At 69.1% G+C, this 19,361-nt stretch carries 19 protein-coding genes; 2 read left to right on the top strand and 17 right to left on the bottom strand.

Annotated elements, in window-relative coordinates:
* Window positions 1-52 precede the first annotated feature (52 nt).
* Window positions 53-625 (top strand): hypothetical protein, encoded by a 573-nt coding sequence (locus tag LZ686_RS16210; protein WP_349548442.1) that lies wholly within the window; start codon window positions 53-55, stop codon window positions 623-625.
* On the opposite strand, the gene folD is transcribed toward LZ686_RS16210, so the two are convergent.
* The 3 genes from folD to LZ686_RS16195 are packed head-to-tail and all read right to left on the bottom strand — an operon-like array spanning window position 622 to window position 2,301.
* Window positions 622-1,497: a bifunctional methylenetetrahydrofolate dehydrogenase/methenyltetrahydrofolate cyclohydrolase FolD gene (folD, locus tag LZ686_RS16205; protein ID WP_349548441.1), complete on the bottom strand. Its 876-nt coding sequence runs from the start codon at window positions 1,495-1,497 to the stop codon at window positions 622-624. The genes LZ686_RS16210 and folD overlap by 4 nt on opposite strands.
* Window positions 1,494-1,796, bottom strand: a complete 303-nt coding sequence (locus LZ686_RS16200; protein ID WP_045982896.1) for a chorismate mutase — start codon at window positions 1,794-1,796, stop codon at window positions 1,494-1,496. Before LZ686_RS16200 ends, folD begins: the two co-directional genes overlap by 4 nt.
* A gap of 46 nt (window positions 1,797-1,842) precedes the next feature.
* A complete protein-coding gene (locus tag LZ686_RS16195; RefSeq protein WP_164871452.1) occupies window positions 1,843-2,301 on the bottom strand; it encodes a MarR family winged helix-turn-helix transcriptional regulator in 459 nt (152 codons plus the stop codon).
* 99 nt (window positions 2,302-2,400) lie between these two features.
* Here LZ686_RS16195 and LZ686_RS16190 point away from each other — a divergent pair, with 99 nt between their 5' ends.
* Window positions 2,401-2,829, top strand: coding sequence for an organic hydroperoxide resistance protein (locus LZ686_RS16190; RefSeq protein ID WP_127899102.1), 429 nt, complete (start codon window positions 2,401-2,403; stop codon window positions 2,827-2,829).
* Between the two features lie 43 nt (window positions 2,830-2,872).
* Here LZ686_RS16190 and ftsH read toward each other — a convergent pair whose 3' ends face one another.
* From ftsH to dnaE, 14 genes are all read right to left on the bottom strand, one after another.
* Window positions 2,873-4,762, bottom strand: a complete 1,890-nt coding sequence (gene ftsH, locus LZ686_RS16185; RefSeq protein ID WP_045982844.1) for an ATP-dependent zinc metalloprotease FtsH — start codon at window positions 4,760-4,762, stop codon at window positions 2,873-2,875.
* A 57-nt stretch (window positions 4,763-4,819) separates the two neighbouring features.
* A complete protein-coding gene (gene tilS, locus LZ686_RS16180) occupies window positions 4,820-6,046 on the bottom strand; it encodes a tRNA lysidine(34) synthetase TilS (RefSeq protein WP_349548440.1) in 1,227 nt (408 codons plus the stop codon).
* Window positions 6,043-6,945 (bottom strand): tetratricopeptide repeat protein, encoded by a 903-nt coding sequence (locus LZ686_RS16175; protein ID WP_304613899.1) that lies wholly within the window; start codon window positions 6,943-6,945, stop codon window positions 6,043-6,045. The genes tilS and LZ686_RS16175 overlap by 4 nt, the downstream gene beginning before the upstream one ends.
* Window positions 6,945-7,541, bottom strand: coding sequence for a peptidoglycan-associated lipoprotein Pal (pal, locus tag LZ686_RS16170; protein WP_084697413.1), 597 nt, complete (start codon window positions 7,539-7,541; stop codon window positions 6,945-6,947). Before pal ends, LZ686_RS16175 begins: the two co-directional genes overlap by 1 nt.
* Before the next feature lie 10 nt (window positions 7,542-7,551).
* On the bottom strand, window positions 7,552-8,871 hold the full coding sequence (tolB, locus tag LZ686_RS16165; RefSeq protein WP_349548439.1) for a Tol-Pal system beta propeller repeat protein TolB: 1,320 nt from the start codon (window positions 8,869-8,871) through the stop codon (window positions 7,552-7,554).
* Window positions 8,872-8,926: 55 nt separating this feature from the next.
* The gene (gene tolA / locus LZ686_RS16160) at window positions 8,927-10,831 is read right to left on the bottom strand and encodes a cell envelope integrity protein TolA (protein WP_349548438.1); all 1,905 of its coding nucleotides are present in this window, start codon (window positions 10,829-10,831) and stop codon (window positions 8,927-8,929) included.
* A gap of 3 nt (window positions 10,832-10,834) precedes the next feature.
* A complete protein-coding gene (locus tag LZ686_RS16155; protein ID WP_046001374.1) occupies window positions 10,835-11,284 on the bottom strand; it encodes an ExbD/TolR family protein in 450 nt (149 codons plus the stop codon).
* 1 nt (window position 11,285) lies between these two features.
* On the bottom strand, window positions 11,286-11,978 hold the full coding sequence (tolQ, locus tag LZ686_RS16150; protein WP_045981459.1) for a protein TolQ: 693 nt from the start codon (window positions 11,976-11,978) through the stop codon (window positions 11,286-11,288).
* Window positions 11,979-12,145: 167 nt separating this feature from the next.
* The gene (gene ybgC, locus LZ686_RS16145; RefSeq protein WP_127899105.1) at window positions 12,146-12,541 is read right to left on the bottom strand and encodes a tol-pal system-associated acyl-CoA thioesterase; all 396 of its coding nucleotides are present in this window, start codon (window positions 12,539-12,541) and stop codon (window positions 12,146-12,148) included.
* Window positions 12,542-12,577: 36 nt separating this feature from the next.
* The gene (gene ruvB, locus LZ686_RS16140; protein WP_045981457.1) at window positions 12,578-13,609 is read right to left on the bottom strand and encodes a Holliday junction branch migration DNA helicase RuvB; all 1,032 of its coding nucleotides are present in this window, start codon (window positions 13,607-13,609) and stop codon (window positions 12,578-12,580) included.
* Complete coding sequence (locus LZ686_RS16135) at window positions 13,606-14,526, bottom strand: M48 family metalloprotease (RefSeq protein ID WP_349548437.1); 921 nt, start codon at window positions 14,524-14,526, stop codon at window positions 13,606-13,608. The genes ruvB and LZ686_RS16135 overlap by 4 nt, the downstream gene beginning before the upstream one ends.
* 15 nt (window positions 14,527-14,541) lie before the next feature.
* Window positions 14,542-15,252: a Holliday junction branch migration protein RuvA gene (gene ruvA / locus LZ686_RS16130; RefSeq protein ID WP_349548436.1), complete on the bottom strand. Its 711-nt coding sequence runs from the start codon at window positions 15,250-15,252 to the stop codon at window positions 14,542-14,544.
* Complete coding sequence (gene ruvC / locus LZ686_RS16125; protein ID WP_045981454.1) at window positions 15,249-15,758, bottom strand: crossover junction endodeoxyribonuclease RuvC; 510 nt, start codon at window positions 15,756-15,758, stop codon at window positions 15,249-15,251. The genes ruvA and ruvC overlap by 4 nt, the downstream gene beginning before the upstream one ends.
* Window positions 15,759-15,857: 99 nt before the next feature.
* Complete coding sequence (dnaE, locus tag LZ686_RS16120) at window positions 15,858-19,328, bottom strand: DNA polymerase III subunit alpha (protein WP_349548435.1); 3,471 nt, start codon at window positions 19,326-19,328, stop codon at window positions 15,858-15,860.
* Window positions 19,329-19,361 lie beyond the last annotated feature (33 nt).

The following is a 19,361-nucleotide window of genomic DNA, read 5'->3' as shown; positions in this document are numbered from 1 at the left end:
ACCACCGACCGGGGGGCATTCGCCCCCCGTTCTCATGCCCAAGAAAGACGCCATGGACCCCGCCGCGATAGAGACCCTGTTCACCCGCCCCGACGGCAGCTTCCTGTGCGCGCGGTGGGGCCGCCCGGTGGCGCCCGTGGTGTTCGGTCTGGCCGATGACAGCCTGGACATCTTTCGCGGCGCGATCCGTGCGGGCTTTGCGCATGCGCGCCACCCGGTGGTCGACACCGACCCCGAAACCGGCGCGAACCTGATGCTGTTCTTCGTGCGGGACTGGTCCGAACTGGCCGGGGTGCCCGATCTGGACCGGCTGACGGGTCTTCCCGGCCTGCCGGACCGTCTGGCGGGCCAGGGCGCCGACCAGTACCGGCTGTTCCGCTTTGACGAGGCGGGCGGCATCCGCGCCTGCCTGACCTTCGTCAGGATGGGGCGCGCGCTGGCCGACGCGCATCCAGCGGCCCTTGCGGAACGCATCACGATGCAATCCGCGCTGACCTTTTCCACCGAGGTGACGCCATCCGTCGCGCTGGCGGCGCTGATCCGGGTCGCCTATGACCCGGTGCTGCCGGTGGCCGCGACACAGCCGGCCCATGCGCTTCGGCTGTCGGCGCGGATGGCCGCTTAGGGGGTCAGCCCCTCGGGGTCGGGCAGGCCGTGGCTGCGCGCGGTCGCGGTCAGCGTATTGGCCAACAGGCAGGCGATGGTCATCGGCCCTACGCCACCGGGAACCGGGGTGATCGCACCGGCCACCTGCACTGCCGCGGCAAAGTCGACATCGCCCACCAGCCCGTCATCGGTCCGGTTGATGCCCACGTCGATGACGGTGGCGCCCGGCTTGATCCAGTCGCCCTGCACGAAATGCGGCCGCCCGACGGCGGCGACCAGGATGTCGGCCTGACGGCACAGCGCGGCCAGATCGGTCGTGCGCGAATGCGCCACCGTCACGGTCGCGCTGTCGCGCAGCAGCAGCTGCGCCATGGGCTTGCCCACGATATTGCTGCGCCCGATGACCACCGCATTGCGGCCGGCCAGCGACCCCAGATGGTCGCGCAGCAGCATCAGACAGCCAAGCGGCGTGCAAGGCACCATCGCCTTCTGCCCGGTGGCCAAGCGCCCGACGTTCAGGATGTGGAACCCGTCCACGTCCTTCTCGGGCAGGATGGCGTTGATGACCGCCGCCTCGTCCATGCCCTTGGGCAGGGGCAGCTGGACCAGGATGCCGTTCACGGCCGGATCGGCGTTCAGCTTGGCGATCAGCGCCATCAGCGTGGCCCGATCCGTCGACGCCGGCAGCCGGTGTTCGAACGATGTCATGCCGACCTCTCGCGTCATGCGCCCCTTGGACCGGACATAAACCTGGCTGGCCGGATCCTCGCCCACCAGGACGACGGCCAAGCCGGGCACGATGCCCTGCCCTGCAAGATCGGCGACCTGCGTGGCGATCCGGGCGCGCAGGCGGGCGGCAAAGGCCTTGCCGTCAAGGGTCTGGGCGGTCATGGGCGGTCCTTGTTCAGCTGGCGTTCTTCCTGGGCGATGGCGGCCTCGATCAGCTGCCGCCACAGGCGGTCGTACAGCTGGGGGTCCAGGCCGTGACCCTCGGCGTGGCGGCGGACATTCGCCACGACCTCCTCGACGCGGGCGTCGATGCGCGCGGGCATGCCGTTGCCGGCCTTGATCTGCGCGGCGCGGTCGATCAGCGCATGGCGTCGCGCCAGCAACGCCATCAGCTGTTCGTCCAGCTGGTCGATCTGGGCCCGCAGCGCGGGCATGTCGGGAATGTCACAGGTCCGGGTCATGTTGTCCGTCCCATGCACCGTCGCGCGCAAAATCGCAAGGCCCAGCCTAGCCCTGCGGGCTCTGCTGCAGCTGATGTCGCAGGCGGCGCAGCTGTTCGCGCAGTGCCTGGGCGGTCCGGTCATCTAGCCCGGTATTGCCGGTCACGCAGGCGATGACGCGTTCGGACTGGCTTTGCAGGTCGGCGCCCTGCGGGGACAGCGACACGATCACCCGGCGTTCGTCGCGCGAATCCCGCTGTCGGGTGACCAGGTTCGCCGCCTCCAGCCGCTTGATCAGCGGGGTCAGGGTGCTGCTGTCCAGCCCAAGGCTGTCGCCGATGCCGCCGACGGACTGATGATCGTTGGCCCACAACGCCATCATCACCAGAAACTGCGGATAGGTCAGCCCAAGCGGGTCCAGCAACGGCTTGTAGATCCGCCCAAAGGCAAGATTGACGGCATAGACGTCAAAGCACAGCATCTGTTCGAAAGGCGACAGGCTGGACAAGGCGGGATCATCGCTCATGCACATGGTGTAATTGCACAAAGCGCAGTCCGCAACTGTTGCAATTTCGAAGGGTTAATTTATATAGCGTGCTATCTATTATCGAAGAAAGGAAATGCCATGCCGGAAAAGATCCTCTATCGGACCGCCGCGACGGCCACCGGGGGCGGCCGTGACGGCAAAACCGCCTTAAATGACGGCACTTCGGCCATCGACCTGGTCGTTCCGAAGGAATTGGGCGGTCCCGGCGGCGACGGGCTGAACCCGGAAAAGCTGTTCGCGCTCGGCTATGCCGCCTGCTTCATGGGCGCGATGCGCCATTACGCTGCGTCGCAAAAGGTCAAGGTGCCGGATGATGCGGCGGTCAATGTCAGCGTGGGCATCGGCCCCCGCAGCGATCCGGGCTTCGGACTGGACGTCCAGATCGCCGTGTCCCTGCCCGGACTGGACCCCGCCGTGGCGCAGGATTTGATCGAGGGCGGTCACAAGGTCTGTCCCTATTCGCATGCCACGGCCGGCACGCTGACCATCACGCCGACCCTGGTGTGATCCAAGAAGAAACCCCGGTCCATCGGACCGGGGTTTTGTCGTCTCAGGCAGGGGCGGGGTCGCCACCCGGTGCGGGCTTTGTCCGCGGGATGGCCGTGACCGAGGGGATCACGCTGGCCGGGGTGTCGTCGTCATCCCCGCCGATCGCATCACCGCGCAGGATGCGGGCGATTTCCTCTCCGGTCAGGGTCTCGTATTCCAGCAGGCCCTTGGCCATGCGCTCGAACTCGACCTCCTTCTCCAGCAGGATGCGGCGGGCTTCCTGATAGCCCTCCTCGATCAGGTCGCGAACCTCCTGCTCGATCAGTTCCTTGGTCGAGGCCGACACCGAAAAGCCACCGGTGCTGCCGTTGTAGCCCTCATGCGCCTCGGCATAATCAACCGCGCCGACCTTGTCAGACATGCCCCACCGCATCACCATCGCCCGGGCCAGCGCGCTGGCCTGCTGGATGTCGCCAGCGGGGCCGTTCGAGACGCCCTCCTCGCCGTACTTGATGATCTCGGCGGCCTTGCCGGCCATGGTCATCGCGATCTTCTGCTTGGCCTCGTCCTTGTGGAAGTTCAGGCGGTCCATCTCGGGCAAGCTGACGACCATACCCAAGGCGCCACCGCGCGGGATGATCGTGGCCTTGTAGACCGGATCGCACTTTGGCAGCGACAGGCCGACAACAGCGTGGCCGGCTTCGTGATAGGCGGTCTTTTCCTTCTGCTCGGGCGTCAGGACCAGGCTGCGACGCTCGACACCCAGCATCACCTTGTCCTTGGCATTCTCGAAATCAGCCATGCTGACGAACCGACGACCGATCCGCGCCGCACCAAGGGCAGCCTCGTTCACGAGGTTCATCAGGTCCGCGCCCGAAAAGCCGGGCGTACCGCGCGCGATCAGGCGCAGGTCGACATCCGGTCCGACCGGGACCTTGCGCGCATGGACCGACAGGATCCGCTCGCGGCCCTTGATGTCGGGGTTCGGCACGTGGATCGTGCGGTCGAACCGGCCCGGACGCAGCAGCGCGGGGTCCAGGACGTCCTTGCGGTTGGTCGCGGCGATGATGATGATGCCTTCGTTCGCCTCGAAGCCGTCCATCTCGACCAGCAGCTGGTTCAGTGTCTGTTCGCGCTCATCGTTGCCGCCGCCGATGCCCACGCCACGGGCGCGACCCACGGCGTCGATCTCGTCGATGAACAGAATGCAGGGGGCCGATTTCTTGGCCTGCTCGAACATGTCGCGCACGCGGCTGGCACCGACGCCCACGAACATCTCGACGAAGTCCGACCCCGAAATGGTGAAGAACGGCACGCCCGCCTCGCCCGCGATGGCCCGCGCCAGCAGCGTCTTACCGGTGCCCGGAGGGCCCACCAGCAGCGCGCCCTTGGGGATCTTGCCGCCAAGGCGGCTGAACTTCTGCGGGTTGCGCAGGAACTCGACGATCTCCTCAAGCTCCTCCTTGGCTTCGTCGATGCCCGCGACGTCGTCAAAGGTCACGCGACCGTGCTTTTCGGTCAGCAGCTTAGCCTTGGACTTGCCAAAGCCCATCGCGCCGCCCTTGCCGCCGCCCTGCATGCGATTCATGAAGAAGATCCACACCCCGATCAGCAGGATGAACGGCAGCCAGACGCCCAGCATCGACATGAAGCCGCTGCTTTGCTGCTTGACCACGCGCACGTCCACGCCCTGCTGGATCAGCCGGTCGCTGATATCCTCGCCCATCGGGCGCACGGTCGCGTACTGCTCGCCGTTGGTGCCGGTGATGGCCACGTCCTCTCCGTCGATCGTGACGGCGCTGACCTGGTCGTTCTGCACCCGTTCGATGAAGTCGGAATAGCTGATCTGGCGGCTGTTCATGGTGCCCGACCCGTCGCTGAACAGATTGAACAGCGCGAGGATCATCAGGAACAGAACCACCCAGAAGGCGAAGTTGCGAGCATTGCCCAATACGGGTCCTCCGACGGAATGCGGTTTGACTTGAAAATAGGGATTATCGCGACAGGTTCAATGCGCCTTCACCAACCTGCGGAAATCTGCCGCGCCCCGGACCGGAATCAGGGTGATTCCGGGATGGTCGCGCAGCAGCGGCGCGGCGATCAGCCGTCCGTCCTGCCAGATGCCGGGGCTGGCCGCAGCCTCGTCACGCAGCAGGCCCGAATCGCGCCACGGCAGGCGGGCCAGCGGCTCGGTCCCCAATGCCGCGATCGTCTGGCCGGGGGCAAGGCCGCGCACCCGCCAGCGGCGGTCCCAGACCTGGTCGGGCGTTGGGCCGGCGCGCAGCGCGGCCGCGGCCTCACGCGTGACCCGCAGCCCCCCGCCCGTCGGAGAGATCATCGCCCCGTCCAGCGTCACCCGCCCCTGCGCCAGCATCGCCTCCAGCGCATGGACCAGCGTCGCGCGGCGCGGCGGATAGTCGGCGCCCGTTACCCACCGGCATGCGGCGACCAGAATGCGGCGCCGGATCTCTGGCGGCGCGTCGCGCAGGGGGCCGCGCGACAGGATCAGGCTGCCGCGATCGACCTTGGCATCGGCGCTCAGCAGGGCCGCGTAATCGGCCAGCGCGTCGCGCGCGTCGGCGATATGGGCGGCGGATCGGGCCAGACCCGACACCTCCAGGCCCAGGGCCGCGATGGCCTGGCGCGCCCTGATGCGGTCATAGTCGGCATTGTCGTTCGTCGGATCATCGATCCAGGTGATGTCGCGCGCCGTCAGCCAGTCGCGCAGCTCCGCCCGCCCGGTGCCCAGCATCGGCCGCAGCCAGCGCATGTCGAACGCGTCGCGCCATTCCGCCATCGCCGACAGCCCGTCCACGCCGGACCCGCGCGCCAGGCGCATCAGCAGGGTCTCGGCCAGATCGTCGGCCGTGTGGCCAAGCGCCACCGCCGGCAGGTCGTTGCGACGCGCCCAGCCCGACAGCAGCCGCAGCCGCGCATCGCGGGCCTGCGCCATCAGGTTGCCGACCTGCGTGTCGCGCCGCCACAGCAGCACCGCATGCGACAGGCCCAGGGCACGCGCGGCGCGGGCGACCTCGTCGGCCTCGGCCGCGCTGCCCTCGCGCAGGCCGTGATCGACGGTGGCGACCATGACGCGCCGCCCCTGCGCCCATTCGGCGGCCACCTGCATCAGGGCGATGGAATCACCGCCCCCCGACACCGCCAGTCCAAGCGCCGGCAGGTCCCCCGCCAGCCGGTCCAGAACAGACCTGATGCGGGCGCCGGGGTCGCGGATCACGGATATTCGGCCAGATCGGCCGCCGCTTCGGGGTCCATCGACGGATCGAGCAGCGGGTCCAGAACGCCCAGGTCGCTGACGCCGCAGCCAAGGCGGGTCACGTGGCCCTCGGCCTCGACGGCCTGCGGGCTGCCGGGAAAGCGCGCGGGAATCTCTGCCAGGTACAGGCAGGCGGCGGTCGCGTCACCCTGCGCCTCGATCACGCGAGCGATGCCCAGCAGGCTCTCGCCCGCCCGTGCGCCGTCCGGATCGGCGGCGAACCCCTCCAGCCAGGCGGCGGCGGCCTCGCGCGGCTGGCCGGCCAGATCCAGCGCCTGCCCGCGCAGGAACAGCGCCTCGGCGGTCAGCGGACCGCCGGCATGGGTTTCCGCGACATCGGCGAACATCTGCGCCGCGCGGGCGTGATCGCCGGCGTCCATCGCGGCGCGGGCCGCGTCGAAATCGGTCTGCTCGGCCGCGGTCGAGGCCGGCTGCCCCGCCCCGCCATCCGCCGGGGCCGAGGGCGCCAGCTGCGGGCTGAGCCCCGCCTGCGCCTGCGGCACGGTCAGCGCCGACAGATCGCAGCCGGGTTCGGCCTCGCACAGGCGGAATTCCAGGTCGGACAGGCGTCGTTCGCTGTCCCCCGCGATGCGGTTGATGCGATTTTGCAGCTGTTCGGCCTGGTTCGTCAGGCGCATCAGCTGCGCCTCCATCGCGTTCATGCGGTCGATGGCGCTGGCCCCGCCCGCCGCCTGGAACCCGGCGGCGCCCGACGCGACCAGTTCGCCCCGCAATCCCTGCAGCTGACTGCGCAGCTGCGTGACCTGCTGACGCATGTCGGCCAGCGTCGCGGCGTCGGGGGCGGCCTGAACAGGCGCCCCAAGCGTCAGGGCCAGGATCAGCGCGGGGATCAGCCGCATCACATGCCTGCCCCGACAACGCCCCCGGCAGGGGCGGCGCTTGCCACGGGGGCCATCGCCACGGCGGGGGGTGCGGCTTCGGTCACGACGGTGACGGCACGGCGGTTCTGGGCATAGCAGCCCTCGTCCGAACAGGTCGCTGCGGGACGCTCCTTGCCGAAGGACAGCGTACGGATGCGGCCCGGGGCCACGCCCTGCGCGACCAGGTATTCCTGCACCGCACTGGCCCGCCGTGCGCCAAGCGCAAGGTTGTATTCGCGGGTGCCCGTCTCCTCGGCATGGCCCTGGACCACGGCGGTAAAGGCGGTGTGGCGCGTCAGCCAGGCGGCCTGCGCCGCCAGGATGGTCCGCGCCTCGGGGGTCAGGGTCGTCTGGTCGGCGGGGAACAGGACCGTGTCGCCGACCGTGCCGCGGAAATACTGGGCCGTCGCCTCGGCGCCCAGGACGCCGCCGGCCAGATCGCCCTGAAACACCGCGCCCCCACCCGTGCTGGCATAGGGGTCGACCACGGGCGGCGCCACCGTCGGCGCGGGCTGGGCACAGGCCGCCAGCCCCAGAAGGGCGGCCAGCAGGACAGGCTTGGTCGCGGCGTTCATCATCTCATCCTCATGGCAACAGGGGACCCCAGGACGGGTCCGAGGCGGCAAAGTCAAGATTCATCGGTCGCATGTTGCGCCCGGTGATGTCCACCGAATGCAGACGCGGCTGGCCGTTTCCGCCGGGGGTGGCGCGCGTGAACATCACCACCCGACCGTTCGGGGCCCAGGTCGGGCCCTCGTCCAGGAAGCTTTCGGTCAGCATGCGTTCGGACGATCCGTCGGTGCGCATGGTGCCGATGTGAAAGCGTTCGCCGATCTGCTTGGTGAACGCGATCAGGTCCCCCTTGGGCGACCAGGTGGGCGTGCCGTAACGCCCGTCCCCAAAGCTGATGCGCGACGGCTCGGCCCCGTCCAGCCCCATGATGTACAGCTGCGGCGCGCCGGACCGGTCGCTTTCGAACACGATGCGCTGCCCGTCCGGGCTGAACCCCGGAGAGGTGTCGATGGCCGGCGAATTGGTCAGCGCGCGTTGGGCGCCGGTGGCCACGTCCATCAGCCAGATGTCGGTATTGCCGCCCTGTTCGCGAGAATACGCGACCCACCGCCCGTCCGGGCTGAAGGTCGGCGCAAAGGCCATCGTGCTGGCATCGCGGGTCAGCGGCCGGGCGCTGACGGTCGCCACGTCCATCAGCTGGATCTGGGGAAAGCCGCTGTCATAGCTGGTGAACAGCAGCCGCCGCCCGTCGGGCGAGAATTTCGGCGCCAGCACCAGGGACGAGCTGTCGGTCATCCACAGGATGTTCGCGCCGTCGTAATCCATCACGCCGATCCGCTTGATCCGTGCGCTTTTGGGGCCGGTTTCCTGGACGAAGGCCACGCGGCTGTCGAAATAGGGCTTTTCGCCGGTCAGCCGGGAATAGATCTGGTCGGCGATCTTGTGGGCCGCGCGGCGCCAGTCGGCGGCGCGGGCGTCGAACTGCATCCCGTCGCCCTGCGGCTGGCCCGACACGACGTCGAACAGCCGAAAGCCCACGCTGATGTTGTCGCCCATCTGCCGCACCTCGGCCGAGACCAGCGCCTGCGCGTTCACCGCCCGCCAGTCGTCATAGCTGACGGCCTCGGTAAAGCTGGCGGGGCGGGCGACATGCGTCTCGACAGGGATCTCGCTGAACAGGCCGGTGCCGGTCAGGTCGTCCGCCACGACCTGACGGATGCGGGCCGCGATCTCGGCATCGCCGTGAAAGGCCGGAATGGCGATCGACATCGGCTCTATCACGCCGTCGGTGATCTCGATGCGCAGGGGGGTGTCCTGCGCCAACACGGGCCCGGCCGGCAGCAACGCTGCGGCCAGCAGGAAGGCAGGGGCAAGGATCAATCTGCGGAACATGGCGTCATCACTACCTTTTTTCGGCGAACAGCGGAAGGTGGCCCCCGCCGGTCAGTCATTGGAACGCGACGCCGTCGGGGCGGAAGTCCACCACGACATCGCGCCAGCGTCCGTATTTCGATGCGGGCAGATCGAACCCGGCGCGTCCGCACATCAGGATGGCGCGGCGCGCGACCTCGAACCCCTGCTGGGCTGCGGATTCGCTGCCGCCCTGATAGCCGGCGATGCGCATGCTGTTGTGGTCGGGGACCCCGTCCGGCGACAGCGTGAACCCGACAGAGACGGTCATCTGCGACGCCTCGACCGACAGCGCGCCCAGGTTCCAGCAGTCCTGGATCGCAAAGCGCAGCCCGTCGCGTTCCGACAGCGTCAGCGGGTCGCCCAAAGGCAGGCCCTGCGCCGCATCGGGCAGGGGCGTCGCCTGGATCGGGCTGGGGGTCAGCTGCATCATGTCGGCAGGCGGGCCCGAAGGGTCGTTCGCCGGATCCGCCGCGGCCCCGGTCCCCGCCATGGCCCCCGCCAGCGCGGCGGCCAGCGGGTCCAGCCCGGCCGAGGCGCCGCTGCCGCCCTCGATGGTCTGCGACGGGCTGCCGGCCGTGTCGGAGCCCGAGGCGGCGTCCTGCCCCCCTGCCCCGCCCTGCGCATCGCGCAGCGCGTCCTCCAGCGCCTGCCGATCCGCCGCCTCGCGCGCGGCCTGTTCGGCAGCGGCCTGACGCTCGGCCTCGGCTTGGCGCTCTGCCTCGGCGGCGGCTTCGGCGGCGGCACGGCGCTCTTCCTCGGCCGCTGCAGCGGCGCGGCGTTCCGCCTCCGCGGCGGCCTGGCGCTCCGCTTCTTCGCCCTGGCGTGCGGCTTCGGCGCGACGTTCTGCCTCGGCCTCTGCGGCAGCGCGGCGTTCCGCCTCCTCAGCGGCCTGGCGCTCGGCCTCCGCGGCCTGACGTGCGGCTTCGGCGCGGCGCTCCTCCTCGGCCGCGGCCTCTGCGGCGGCACGACGCGCCTCTTCCGCTTCGGCCGCGGCGCGGCGTTCGGCCTCTGCGGCGGCGTCGGCTGCCTGCCGTTCCTCCTCCGCAGCTTGGCGCGCGGCTTCCGCGCGGCGCTCTTCCGCGGCCTCTGCCGCTGCGCGCCGTTCCTGCTCCGCCTCTGCCGCGGCCTGACGTTCGGCTTCCGCGGCAGCGTCCGCCGCGGCCTGGCGCTCACGTTCGGCGGCGGCTTGGCGGTCTGCCTCGGCGGCAGCCTGGCGTTCCGCCTCGGCTGCGGCTTCGGCGGCCGCGTCGGCTGTGGCCTGACGCGCGGCGGCGGCAGCCGCGTCTGCGGCCGCCTGACGCGCAGCCTCGGCCGCAGCCGCCTCTGCCACGCGGCGGTTGAAGGATTCGACCAGGTCGGCCGGCCGGTCCTCGGGGCGGCGCGAGGCGTCAAGCGCTAGCGCCGATCGCGGGGCGACCGGAACGGCTGCGGCGTCGGGCGTCGGCAGCGCCGGGCGGTTAGGCTGGGCTTCCGCCACGGGGGCCGGGGGGGTGTCCGGAACCTGCGGGGCGGTCTCGGCCCCATCGGTCTGGTTCGGGCGCGACGCGGGCAGATCGGTCGCGACCTCGACCGGCGCGGCGGGCGCGAAATCGCTGAGGTCGGGCACGGATTCGGCCGTATCGGGCTGTTCCAGCGCCGCGGCCTGCCCCGATTGCGGGGGGATCGCATCGACGGGCCGCGCCGCACCGTCCTCGGCCGGGTCGACGGGGTCGGGCAAGGTGGCCACCGCGGTCGAATCGGCACCCACCGGCCCCGCCCCGCGGGCGGCGGCGGCCATCGCCTCGAACTCGGCGCCGCTGATGGTCGAGACCTGGGTCGTGCGCACCATCGGGCTGGGCTGCGGACGAAACAGCGCCCCGCCCAGGATCGCCCACAGGATCAGAGAGCCGTGCGCGACCCCCGAGACCCAGTAACCGATGCGCCCTTCGCGTTCGTCCATGGTTCAGCCGTCCATCCGCGGTCCGCCGGTCTCGGTGACCAGCACGATGTCGGTGATCCCCGCGGCGTTCAGCGCGCCCATGATCTGGACCACGCGGGCATAGGGGATGGTTCCGTCGGCACGCAGGAACACCCGGCCCGACTGCCGTTCCGCCAGGATCGTGCGCAGCGTCGTCACGACCTGCTCGTCCGCCACCGGCTGGTCCATGATCGTCAGCGACCCCTCGACCGGGATCGACACCATCAACGGCTCCTCGTCCTCGTTGGGGACGGCGTTGGCGGCGGTTTCGGGCAGGTTCAGCGGAACGCCCGCCGTCATCAGCGGCGCCGCGACCATGAAGATGATCAGCAGCACCAGCATCACGTCCACGAAGGGCGTGACGTTGATCTCGGACATCGGCAGGTTGCGCCGACGGCCCTTGCTGCGGACGCGCTTGACGACCCCGGATGCCATGTCAGGCCTCGTCCATCTGACGCGACAGAAGCGTCGAGAACTCGTCCGAGAATGCCTCCCATCCGCCAGTGATGCGTTCCGCATCGCCCGACAGCTTGTTGTAGAAGACGACGGCCGGGATGGCCGCGACCAGGCCCAGGGCGGTCGCCAGCAGGGCCTCGGCGATGCCCGGCGCCACGACGGCCAGGCTGGTGTCCTGGGTCAGGGCGATACCCTCGAATGCGGACTTGATGCCCCAGACGGTGCCGAACAGGCCGATGAAGGGCGCGGTCGACCCCACGGTCGCCAGGAAGGACAGGCCGCGGAACAGGCGCTGTTCCTCGCGCTGGATGGCCACGTTCATGGCCCGGTCGATGCGCCCGATGCCGCCCGCGATCAGCCGCCCGTCATCGCGGTGGCTGCGGCGCCATTCGGTCATGCCCGCGGAAAAGATCCGTTCGGACGGCCCCTTGGGACGGTCGCCAAGCCGGTCATAAAGATCGTCCAAGGGCTCTCCGGACCAGAAGGCGCGGTCAAAGCGGGCGGCCTCCTTGCGCGCCTGCGCAAAGGTCAGGAACTTCTGCACGATGATCGCCCAGGACCAGAACGAGGCCGCGATCAGCATGATCATGACCACCTGCACCGTCAGCGAGGATCGCCAGAACAAAGCCACGGCCGAAAAGTCGATGGCCTCGGCGGCCTGAATGGGTTCCATGGTCTACTGCCTCATCATCAGGGGCCGCAACTGCCCCCTGGCAGCCCGGCGTTGCGGCCTGTTACCCTGTAATTGCCACGGGTTTCAGCCCCCGCGGCAACACAATGGCGTCAATTTTCATCAACCTGCGTCCGTGTTGCCGCATCCGCGCGGCAGAGGCCACGGGTTCAGCCCTCCGGCAGCGCCCGCGACAGGGCGGCGGGCAGGCGCACGGGGCGTCCCCGCCCGTCCAGGCTGACGATCGTCACCCGCGCCGAAAACAGCACCTCATCGCCGCGCAGCACCTGCTGGTCGACCACGATCCGCGCGGCCGTGGCGTGCGACAGGTCGGTGACCACGGTGAGCAGGTCGTCGAAGCGCGCGGGGCGCAGATAGTCGGCCTCGATATGGCGGACGGCGAAGACATGGCCCGACGTCTCCTTCATGCGCATCTGGTCGATGCCGGTGGCGCGCATCCATTCGGACCGCCCCCGCTCGATGTATTTCAGATAGTTCGCATAATAGACGATCCCGGCCAGGTCGGTGTCTTCGTAATAGACGCGCAATGTCAGGTGATGGCTCATGGGGGCCAAAATACGCGCGATCGGTCCCGTCCGCAATCAGACGTCGAACAGCGTCGCCTGACCGGTGGGGACCGGCATGTCCAGGCCCAGATGGCGCCAGGCCCCCTGGGTCAGCATGCGCCCGCGTGGGGTGCGCGCGACCAGGCCCTGCTGCAGCAGATAGGGCTCGATCACTTCCTCGATGGCGTCGCGGCTCTCGGACAGGGCGGCGGATAGCGTCTCGACCCCCACGGGTCCGCCCGCGTAATGCTGCGCCATCTGCGTCAGGTACCGCCGGTCGGCCCCGTCCAGGCCCAGATCGTCCACCCCCAGCCGGTTCAGCGCGATGTCGGCGATCTCGCGCGTCAGGCGGCCGTTCCCCTCCACCAGCGCGAAATCGACCACGCGGCGCAGCAGCCGGCCCGCGATGCGGGGCGTGCCGCGGGCGCGGCGCGCGATCTCCAGCGTGCCTTCGGGATCGGCGCTGATCCCCATCAGCCGCGCGCCGCGCTGCACGATCAGGTCCAGTTCCGCGATCTCATAGAACTGCAGCCGGGTCGGAATGCCGAACCGGTCGCGCAGCGGCGTGGTCAGCAGGCCAAGCCGCGTGGTCGCCCCCACCAGCGTGAAGGGCTGCAGCTCGATCCGCACGGTGCGTGCGGCCGGGCCCTCGCCGATCACAAGATCCAGCTCGAAATCCTCCATCGCGGGGTACAGGATCTCCTCGACCGCGGGGTTCATGCGGTGGATCTCGTCGATGAACAGGACGTCGCGCGCCTCGAGGTTGGTCAGGATCGCGGCCAAGTCCCCCGCCCGCGCGATGACCGGCCCGGATGTCATGCGGAAATTCACCCCCAGTTCGCGTGACATGATCTGCGCCAGCGTGGTCTTGCCCAGTCCCGGGGGGCCGAAGAACAGCGTGTGGTCCATCGCCTTGCCGCGCATCTTGGCGCTTTCGATGAACACCTTCAGGTTTGCGCGCGCCTCGGCCTGGCCCACGAATTCGGACAGGTTCTGCGGGCGCAGCGCGCGATCCTCGACATCGCTGTCCAGCTTTTCGGGGCGCAGGTCAGGGTCCGGCCCGGTCATCCCCGGCCCCACGGCGTGCGCGGCGCGGCGCCGGTGCGGGGGATGCGGCTTGGTCCGGCGGCGGGGGCCGGGTCACGCGGGGCCGTGCCATCCATCGCCATCAGCCGGGCGATCCGTTCCTCGGTCGGGGGGTGGGTGGTGAAAAGCCGGTCGGCCCGCATCGCATGCAGCGGGTTGATGATGAACATAGCCGCCGCGGCGGGGTTCTTCTCGGCCGGCAGGTTCACGCTGCGCCCCGCCGCCTGCGCGATCCGGCTCAGCGCCGAGGCCAGCGCCCGCGGCTTGCCGCTGATCTGCGCGCCGGTCGCATCCGCCTCGTATTCCCGCGCACGAGAGATCGCCATCTGCACCATCATCGCGGCCATCGGCGCCAGGATCATCGCCAGGATGCCGCCGATCATGCCGCCCCGCCCCTCGCGGTTGCCCGCGAACAGCATTATGTTCCCCATCATCGCGATGGCGCCGGCCATGGTCGCGGTGACGGTCATGGTCAGCGTGTCGCGGTGCCGGATATGGGCCAGCTCATGGGCGATCACGCCCTCGATTTCGTCGGCGGACAGGTGGTTCAGCAGCCCCTGCGTCACCGCCACGGCGGAGTTCTGCGGATTGCGCCCTGTGGCAAAGGCATTGGGCTGCAGGGTCGGCAGCAGGTACAGCTTGGGCATGGGCATCTGCGCGCGCTCGGCCAGCCGCGCGGTCATCGCGTGCAGTTCGGCCCCCTGCTGGGGCGACAACTCGACCGCCCCCTGCTGGCGCAGGACCATCTTGTCGCTGTTCCAGTAGCTGAAGAAGTTCATGCCCCCCGCGATCACCAGCGCCATCACCGCACCGCCCGATCCGCCCAGCATCCAGCCCAAGGCCATGACCAGCGCGGTCAGCGCCGCCATCAGCATGAAGACCTTGACGTTTCCTGCCATGTTCAGACCTCCGGTTCAGTCCTTGGGCGCCAGCAGACGCAGCGCCGCGCGGATCAACGCGGGCATGGCCGCCGCCGGTTCCCGCGCCTGCGCCTCGGCCACGGCGGATGCCGCCTCGGACGGACCATAGCCCAGATTGGTCAGCGCCGACAGCGCATCCGCCATCGCCTGACCCTGATGCGCGCCGGTCGCGGGGGCGGGGGCATCGGCGCGACCGCGCGCGGATGCCGCGGAGGGGCCGGGCTCGACGCCCGGTTCCTCCGCATGACCGCCCGCGGCAACGTCCCCCGCATCAATGGTCAGTGCGCCACCCAGGGCCATGACCGACGGCGCCTTGTCCTTCAATTCCAGCACGATCCGCTGCGCCAGCTTGGGACCGACCCCGTTCGCCTTGCGCACCGACGCCCAGTCCCCCAGCGCGATCGCCCGGCCCAGCCCCTCGGGGCCCAGCGTGCTCAGGATCGCCAGCGACACCTTGGCACCGACCCCCTGGACCGACGTCAGCAGCCGGTGCCACTCCTTGTCCAGCATGGTCGGGAATCCGAACAGCTGCAAAAGATCCTCGCGCACCACCAGCTCGGTATACAGCGCGGCCGCCTGCCCCACCGGCGGCAGCCCCGCCGCCGTCCGTTCGCTGACATGCACGATGTATCCCACGCCCCGCACGTCGATCAGCACGTGATCGCGCGCCCGGTGCAGGATGACCCCCGCGATCCGCCCGATCATGCCGCGCCCCGCTTGGGCGTGGCGACCCGCAGCGACCGTCCCTGCAGATGACGGGCGTGACAGATGGCGATGGCCAGCGCATCCGCCGCGTCCGCGCTGTCGAAGACAGCCCCGGGCAACTGGATGCGCACCATGTGCTGGACCTGCTCCTTGCCCGCGTGACCCACGCCTACGACGGTCTTCTTGACGGCGTTGGGCGCGTATTCCCCGACCGATATCCCGGCCTCGGCTGGCGCCAGCAGGGCCACGCCCCGCGCCTGCCCCAACTTCAGCGTCCCGGTCGCGTCCTTGTTGACGAAGGTCTGCTCGACCGCGGCCTCGTCGGGGGCATGGGTCGCGATGACCGCGCACAGGCCTCGGAACAGGACCGACAGCCGCGCGCCCAGATCCTGCGCGCCGTCCGAATGGATGGTGCCGTTGGCGATGTGACGGATGCGCGATCCATCCACCTCGATCATCCCCCAGCCCATGTTCCGCAAACCGGGATCGATACCCAAGACCTTCATGCTGCCCTCTTTTTTCCGATTGCTAGCACGAAGCGCGAACATCTGGCTAGGGGCATGCCGCGGCGGGCCACGGGTATTCGACCGACAAAGACGCCCGGCTCACTCCTCGACCACGTCCAGCACGCCGGGCACCGCGCGCAGCGCCTGGCGCGCGGGGGTGGTCAGGGGGGCGTCGTTGGCAACCTCGATCTCGATGATCTCGTCGCCCTCGCGGATGCGCAGGCGGATCGGGCCGCGCGACCGGGGCGGCACGATGATGTCGGTGCGGATGCGGGTCAGCACCTCGACCAGGCGCGGGATCGTGTCGGCGCCCTGCATCTCGACCGCAAGGCAGCCTGCGCCCGCGTCGGCCACGGCGTCCTCCAGCGCGGTGACCGAATTGGCCAGCATCTTGACCTGATCGCCCGACGGCTCGACCTTGACCTGCAGCACGACGCTGGCGCCCGGTTCCAGCTTGTCGCGGCTGGCGGTCAGCAGGTCCGAGAACACCGTGACCTCATACAGCCCCGTGGGGTCCGACAGGCTGACGAAGGCATAGGCGGTGCCCTTGGCGGACTTACGCTCCATCCGCGCGGCGACCGTGCCCGCGATCTGGGCGACCAGCGGGCCGTTCAGCGCGTCCTGGCTGATCTCGGCCAAGGTCATCACCTTCTTGCGGCGCAGGGCTGGCAGATAGTCGTCCAGCGGATGCCCGGACAGATAGAATCCGACGGCCTTGTGCTCCTGTCCCAGCTTCTCAGTCGGCAGCCAGATGCCCGACAGGGGAGCACGCGGCGGCGGCAGATCCTCTCCGCCCCCGAACAGCGACGTCTGGCTGGAGGCGGCCTGGCTCTGGACCGCCGCCGACCAGGCGACCAGCCCGTCCAGCGACTTCATCACCCGTGCACGGTTGTCGTCCAGCCCGTCGAAGGCGCCGGCGCGGGCCAGCATCTCCAGCGGGCGCTTGCCCACCCGCTTCATGTCGGTGCGCCGTGCCAGGTCGTGGATGTCGCGGAACGGCTGGTCCGCGCGCGCATCGTGGATCAGGCGCATCGCCTCCAGGCCCACGCCCTTCAGCGCGCCCAGGGCATAGTAGATGCGCCCCGGCCCCACGGTGAAGGTCGGCGCCGAGCGGTTGACGCAGGGCGGCACGATCTCGATCCCCATCCGATCGCATTCGCGTTTGTAGACGGCCAGCTTGTCGGTCAGGTGGATGTCGCAGTTCATCACCGCGGCCATGAACTCGACCGGGTGGTTCGCCTTCAGCCACGCGGTCTGATAGCTGACCACGGCATAGGCGGCCGCGTGCGACTTGTTGAAGCCATAGTTAGCGAACTTTTCCAGCAGGTCGAAGACCTCTCCGGCCTTCTTGTCGGGCACGCCGTTGGCGACCGCGCCCTTGACGAACTTGGGCCGCTCCTTGGCCATTTCGGCCGCGATCTTTTTGCCCATCGCCCGGCGCAGCAGGTCGGCGCCGCCAAGCGAATATCCCGCCATGACCTGCGCGATCTGCATCACCTGTTCCTGATAGACGATGATGCCCTGGGTCTCGGCCAGGATGTCGTCGATGGTCGGGTGGATCGATTCCAGGTCGCGCAGGCCGTTCTTGACCTCGCAATAGGTCGGGATGTTCTCCATCGGGCCGGGACGGTACAGCGCCACCAGCGCCACGACGTCCTCGATGCAGGTGGGTTTCATGCGGCGCAGCGCGTCCATCATGCCGCTGGATTCCACCTGGAACACCGCGACCGTGCGCGCGCTGGCGAACAGGTCATAGCTGGCCTTGTCGTCCAGCGGGATCAGGTTGATCTGGTTTTCCGTCCCCGGCGCGGGGTCGTACAACTGCCGCCCGTCGGCGGCGATGTGCAGCGGACGGCCCTGACCGTTGATCAGGTCGACCGCATTCTGGATCACTGTCAGCGTCTTGAGGCCCAGGAAGTCGAACTTGACCAGGCCGGCCTGCTCCACCCATTTCATGTTGAACTGGGTCGCCGGCATGTCGGATGCCGGATCGCGGTACAGCGGCACCAGCTGGTCCAGCGGCCGGTCCCCGATCACCACCCCCGCCGCGTGGGTGGAGGCGTTGCGATAAAGCCCCTCCAGCTGTTCGGCGTAATCCAGCAGGCGGGCCACCACCTCCTCGCGCGCGGCCTCGCGCAGGCGCGGCTCGTCGGCGCGGGCCTTTGCGATGCTGACGGGTTTCACGCCCTCGACCGGGATCATCTTGGACAGGCGGTCCACCTGGCCGAAGGGCAGCTGCAGGACGCGGCCCACGTCGCGCACCGCAGCCTTGGACAGAAGCGCGCCGAAGGTGATGATCTGGCCCACCTTGTCGGCCCCGTACTTGCCCTGCACGTAACGGATCACCTCCTCGCGGCGGTCCATGCAGAAGTCGATGTCGAAATCCGGCATGCTGACCCGTTCGGGGTTCAGGAACCGCTCGAACAGCAGGTTGTAGCGCAGCGGATCAAGGTCGGTGATGGTCAGCGCATAGGCGACCAGCGACCCGGCCCCCGACCCGCGACCCGGACCGACCGGGATGCCCTGTTCCTTGGCCCAATGGATGAAATCGGCCACGATCAGGAAATAGCCGGGAAAGCCCATCTGTTCGATGATGCCCAGCTCGAAATCCAGCCGCGCGGTGTATTCCTCGACCGTGACCGCATGGGGAATCACCTTCAGGCGCTCGGCCAGACCCGCATGGGCCTGACGGCGCAGCTCGGTCACCTCGTCATCGGCGAACTTGGGCAGGATCGGCGCGTGCTTGGACACCGCAAAGGCGCAGCGGCGGGCGATCTCGACGGTGTTCTCGATCGCCTCGGGCAGGTCGGCGAACAGGACCGCCATCTCTTCGGCGGACTTGAAATAATGCTGGGGCGTCAGGCGGCGACGGGGTTGGGACTGGTCGACATAGGCCTTCTCGGCGATGCAGATCAGCGCGTCATGCGCCTCGTACATGGTGGTCTTGGGAAAATAGACATCGTTTGTCGCCACCAGCGGCAGACCCTTGGCATAGGCCAGATCGACCAGACCGCCCTCGGACGCGGCCTCGGCGGCCATCAGTTGGCCGTTCTCGCCGGGATGGCGCTGCAGTTCGACATAGAGCCGGTCGCCGAAGGACGCCGCCAGCCGATCGGCCAGCGCTTCGGCCTTGGGCATCTGGCCCTGCGCGATCAGCAGCCCCAAGGGGCCCGTTGCGCCCCCGGTCAGGCAGATCAGCCCCTCGGCCTTGGCGCACAGCTCGTCGACCGTCACATGCGGCAGCGCCCCGCCCTCGCGCAGATAGAGGCAGGTGGACAGCGCCATCAGGTTCATCCACCCCGCCTGGTTCTGTGCCAGAAGGACGACCGGCCCGGTGGCCTCGGCCATCAACGTCACCTGACAGCCGATAATGGGCTGGATGCCCTTGTCGCGGGCCTTCACGCTGAATTCCAGCGCGGCGAACATGTTGTTCGTGTCGGTCAGCGCGACTGCCGGCATGCCTGCCTCGAAGGCAAGGCTTGGCAATTTGCCTACAGGAATGGCACCTTCCAGCAACGAATGCTCGGAATGTGTGCGAAGATGGATGAATCGGGGGGATTTTGCGGCCATGATCGGGACAGTATCGCAGCGTGACCAAACAGT

This window comes from Paracoccus sp. NFXS7, assembly GCF_040148865.1.
GTDB classification, from domain to species: domain Bacteria; phylum Pseudomonadota; class Alphaproteobacteria; order Rhodobacterales; family Rhodobacteraceae; genus Paracoccus; species Paracoccus marcusii.
Note: the sequence above shows the minus strand (reverse complement) of the source record. Positions and strands in the feature narration are given on the sequence as shown.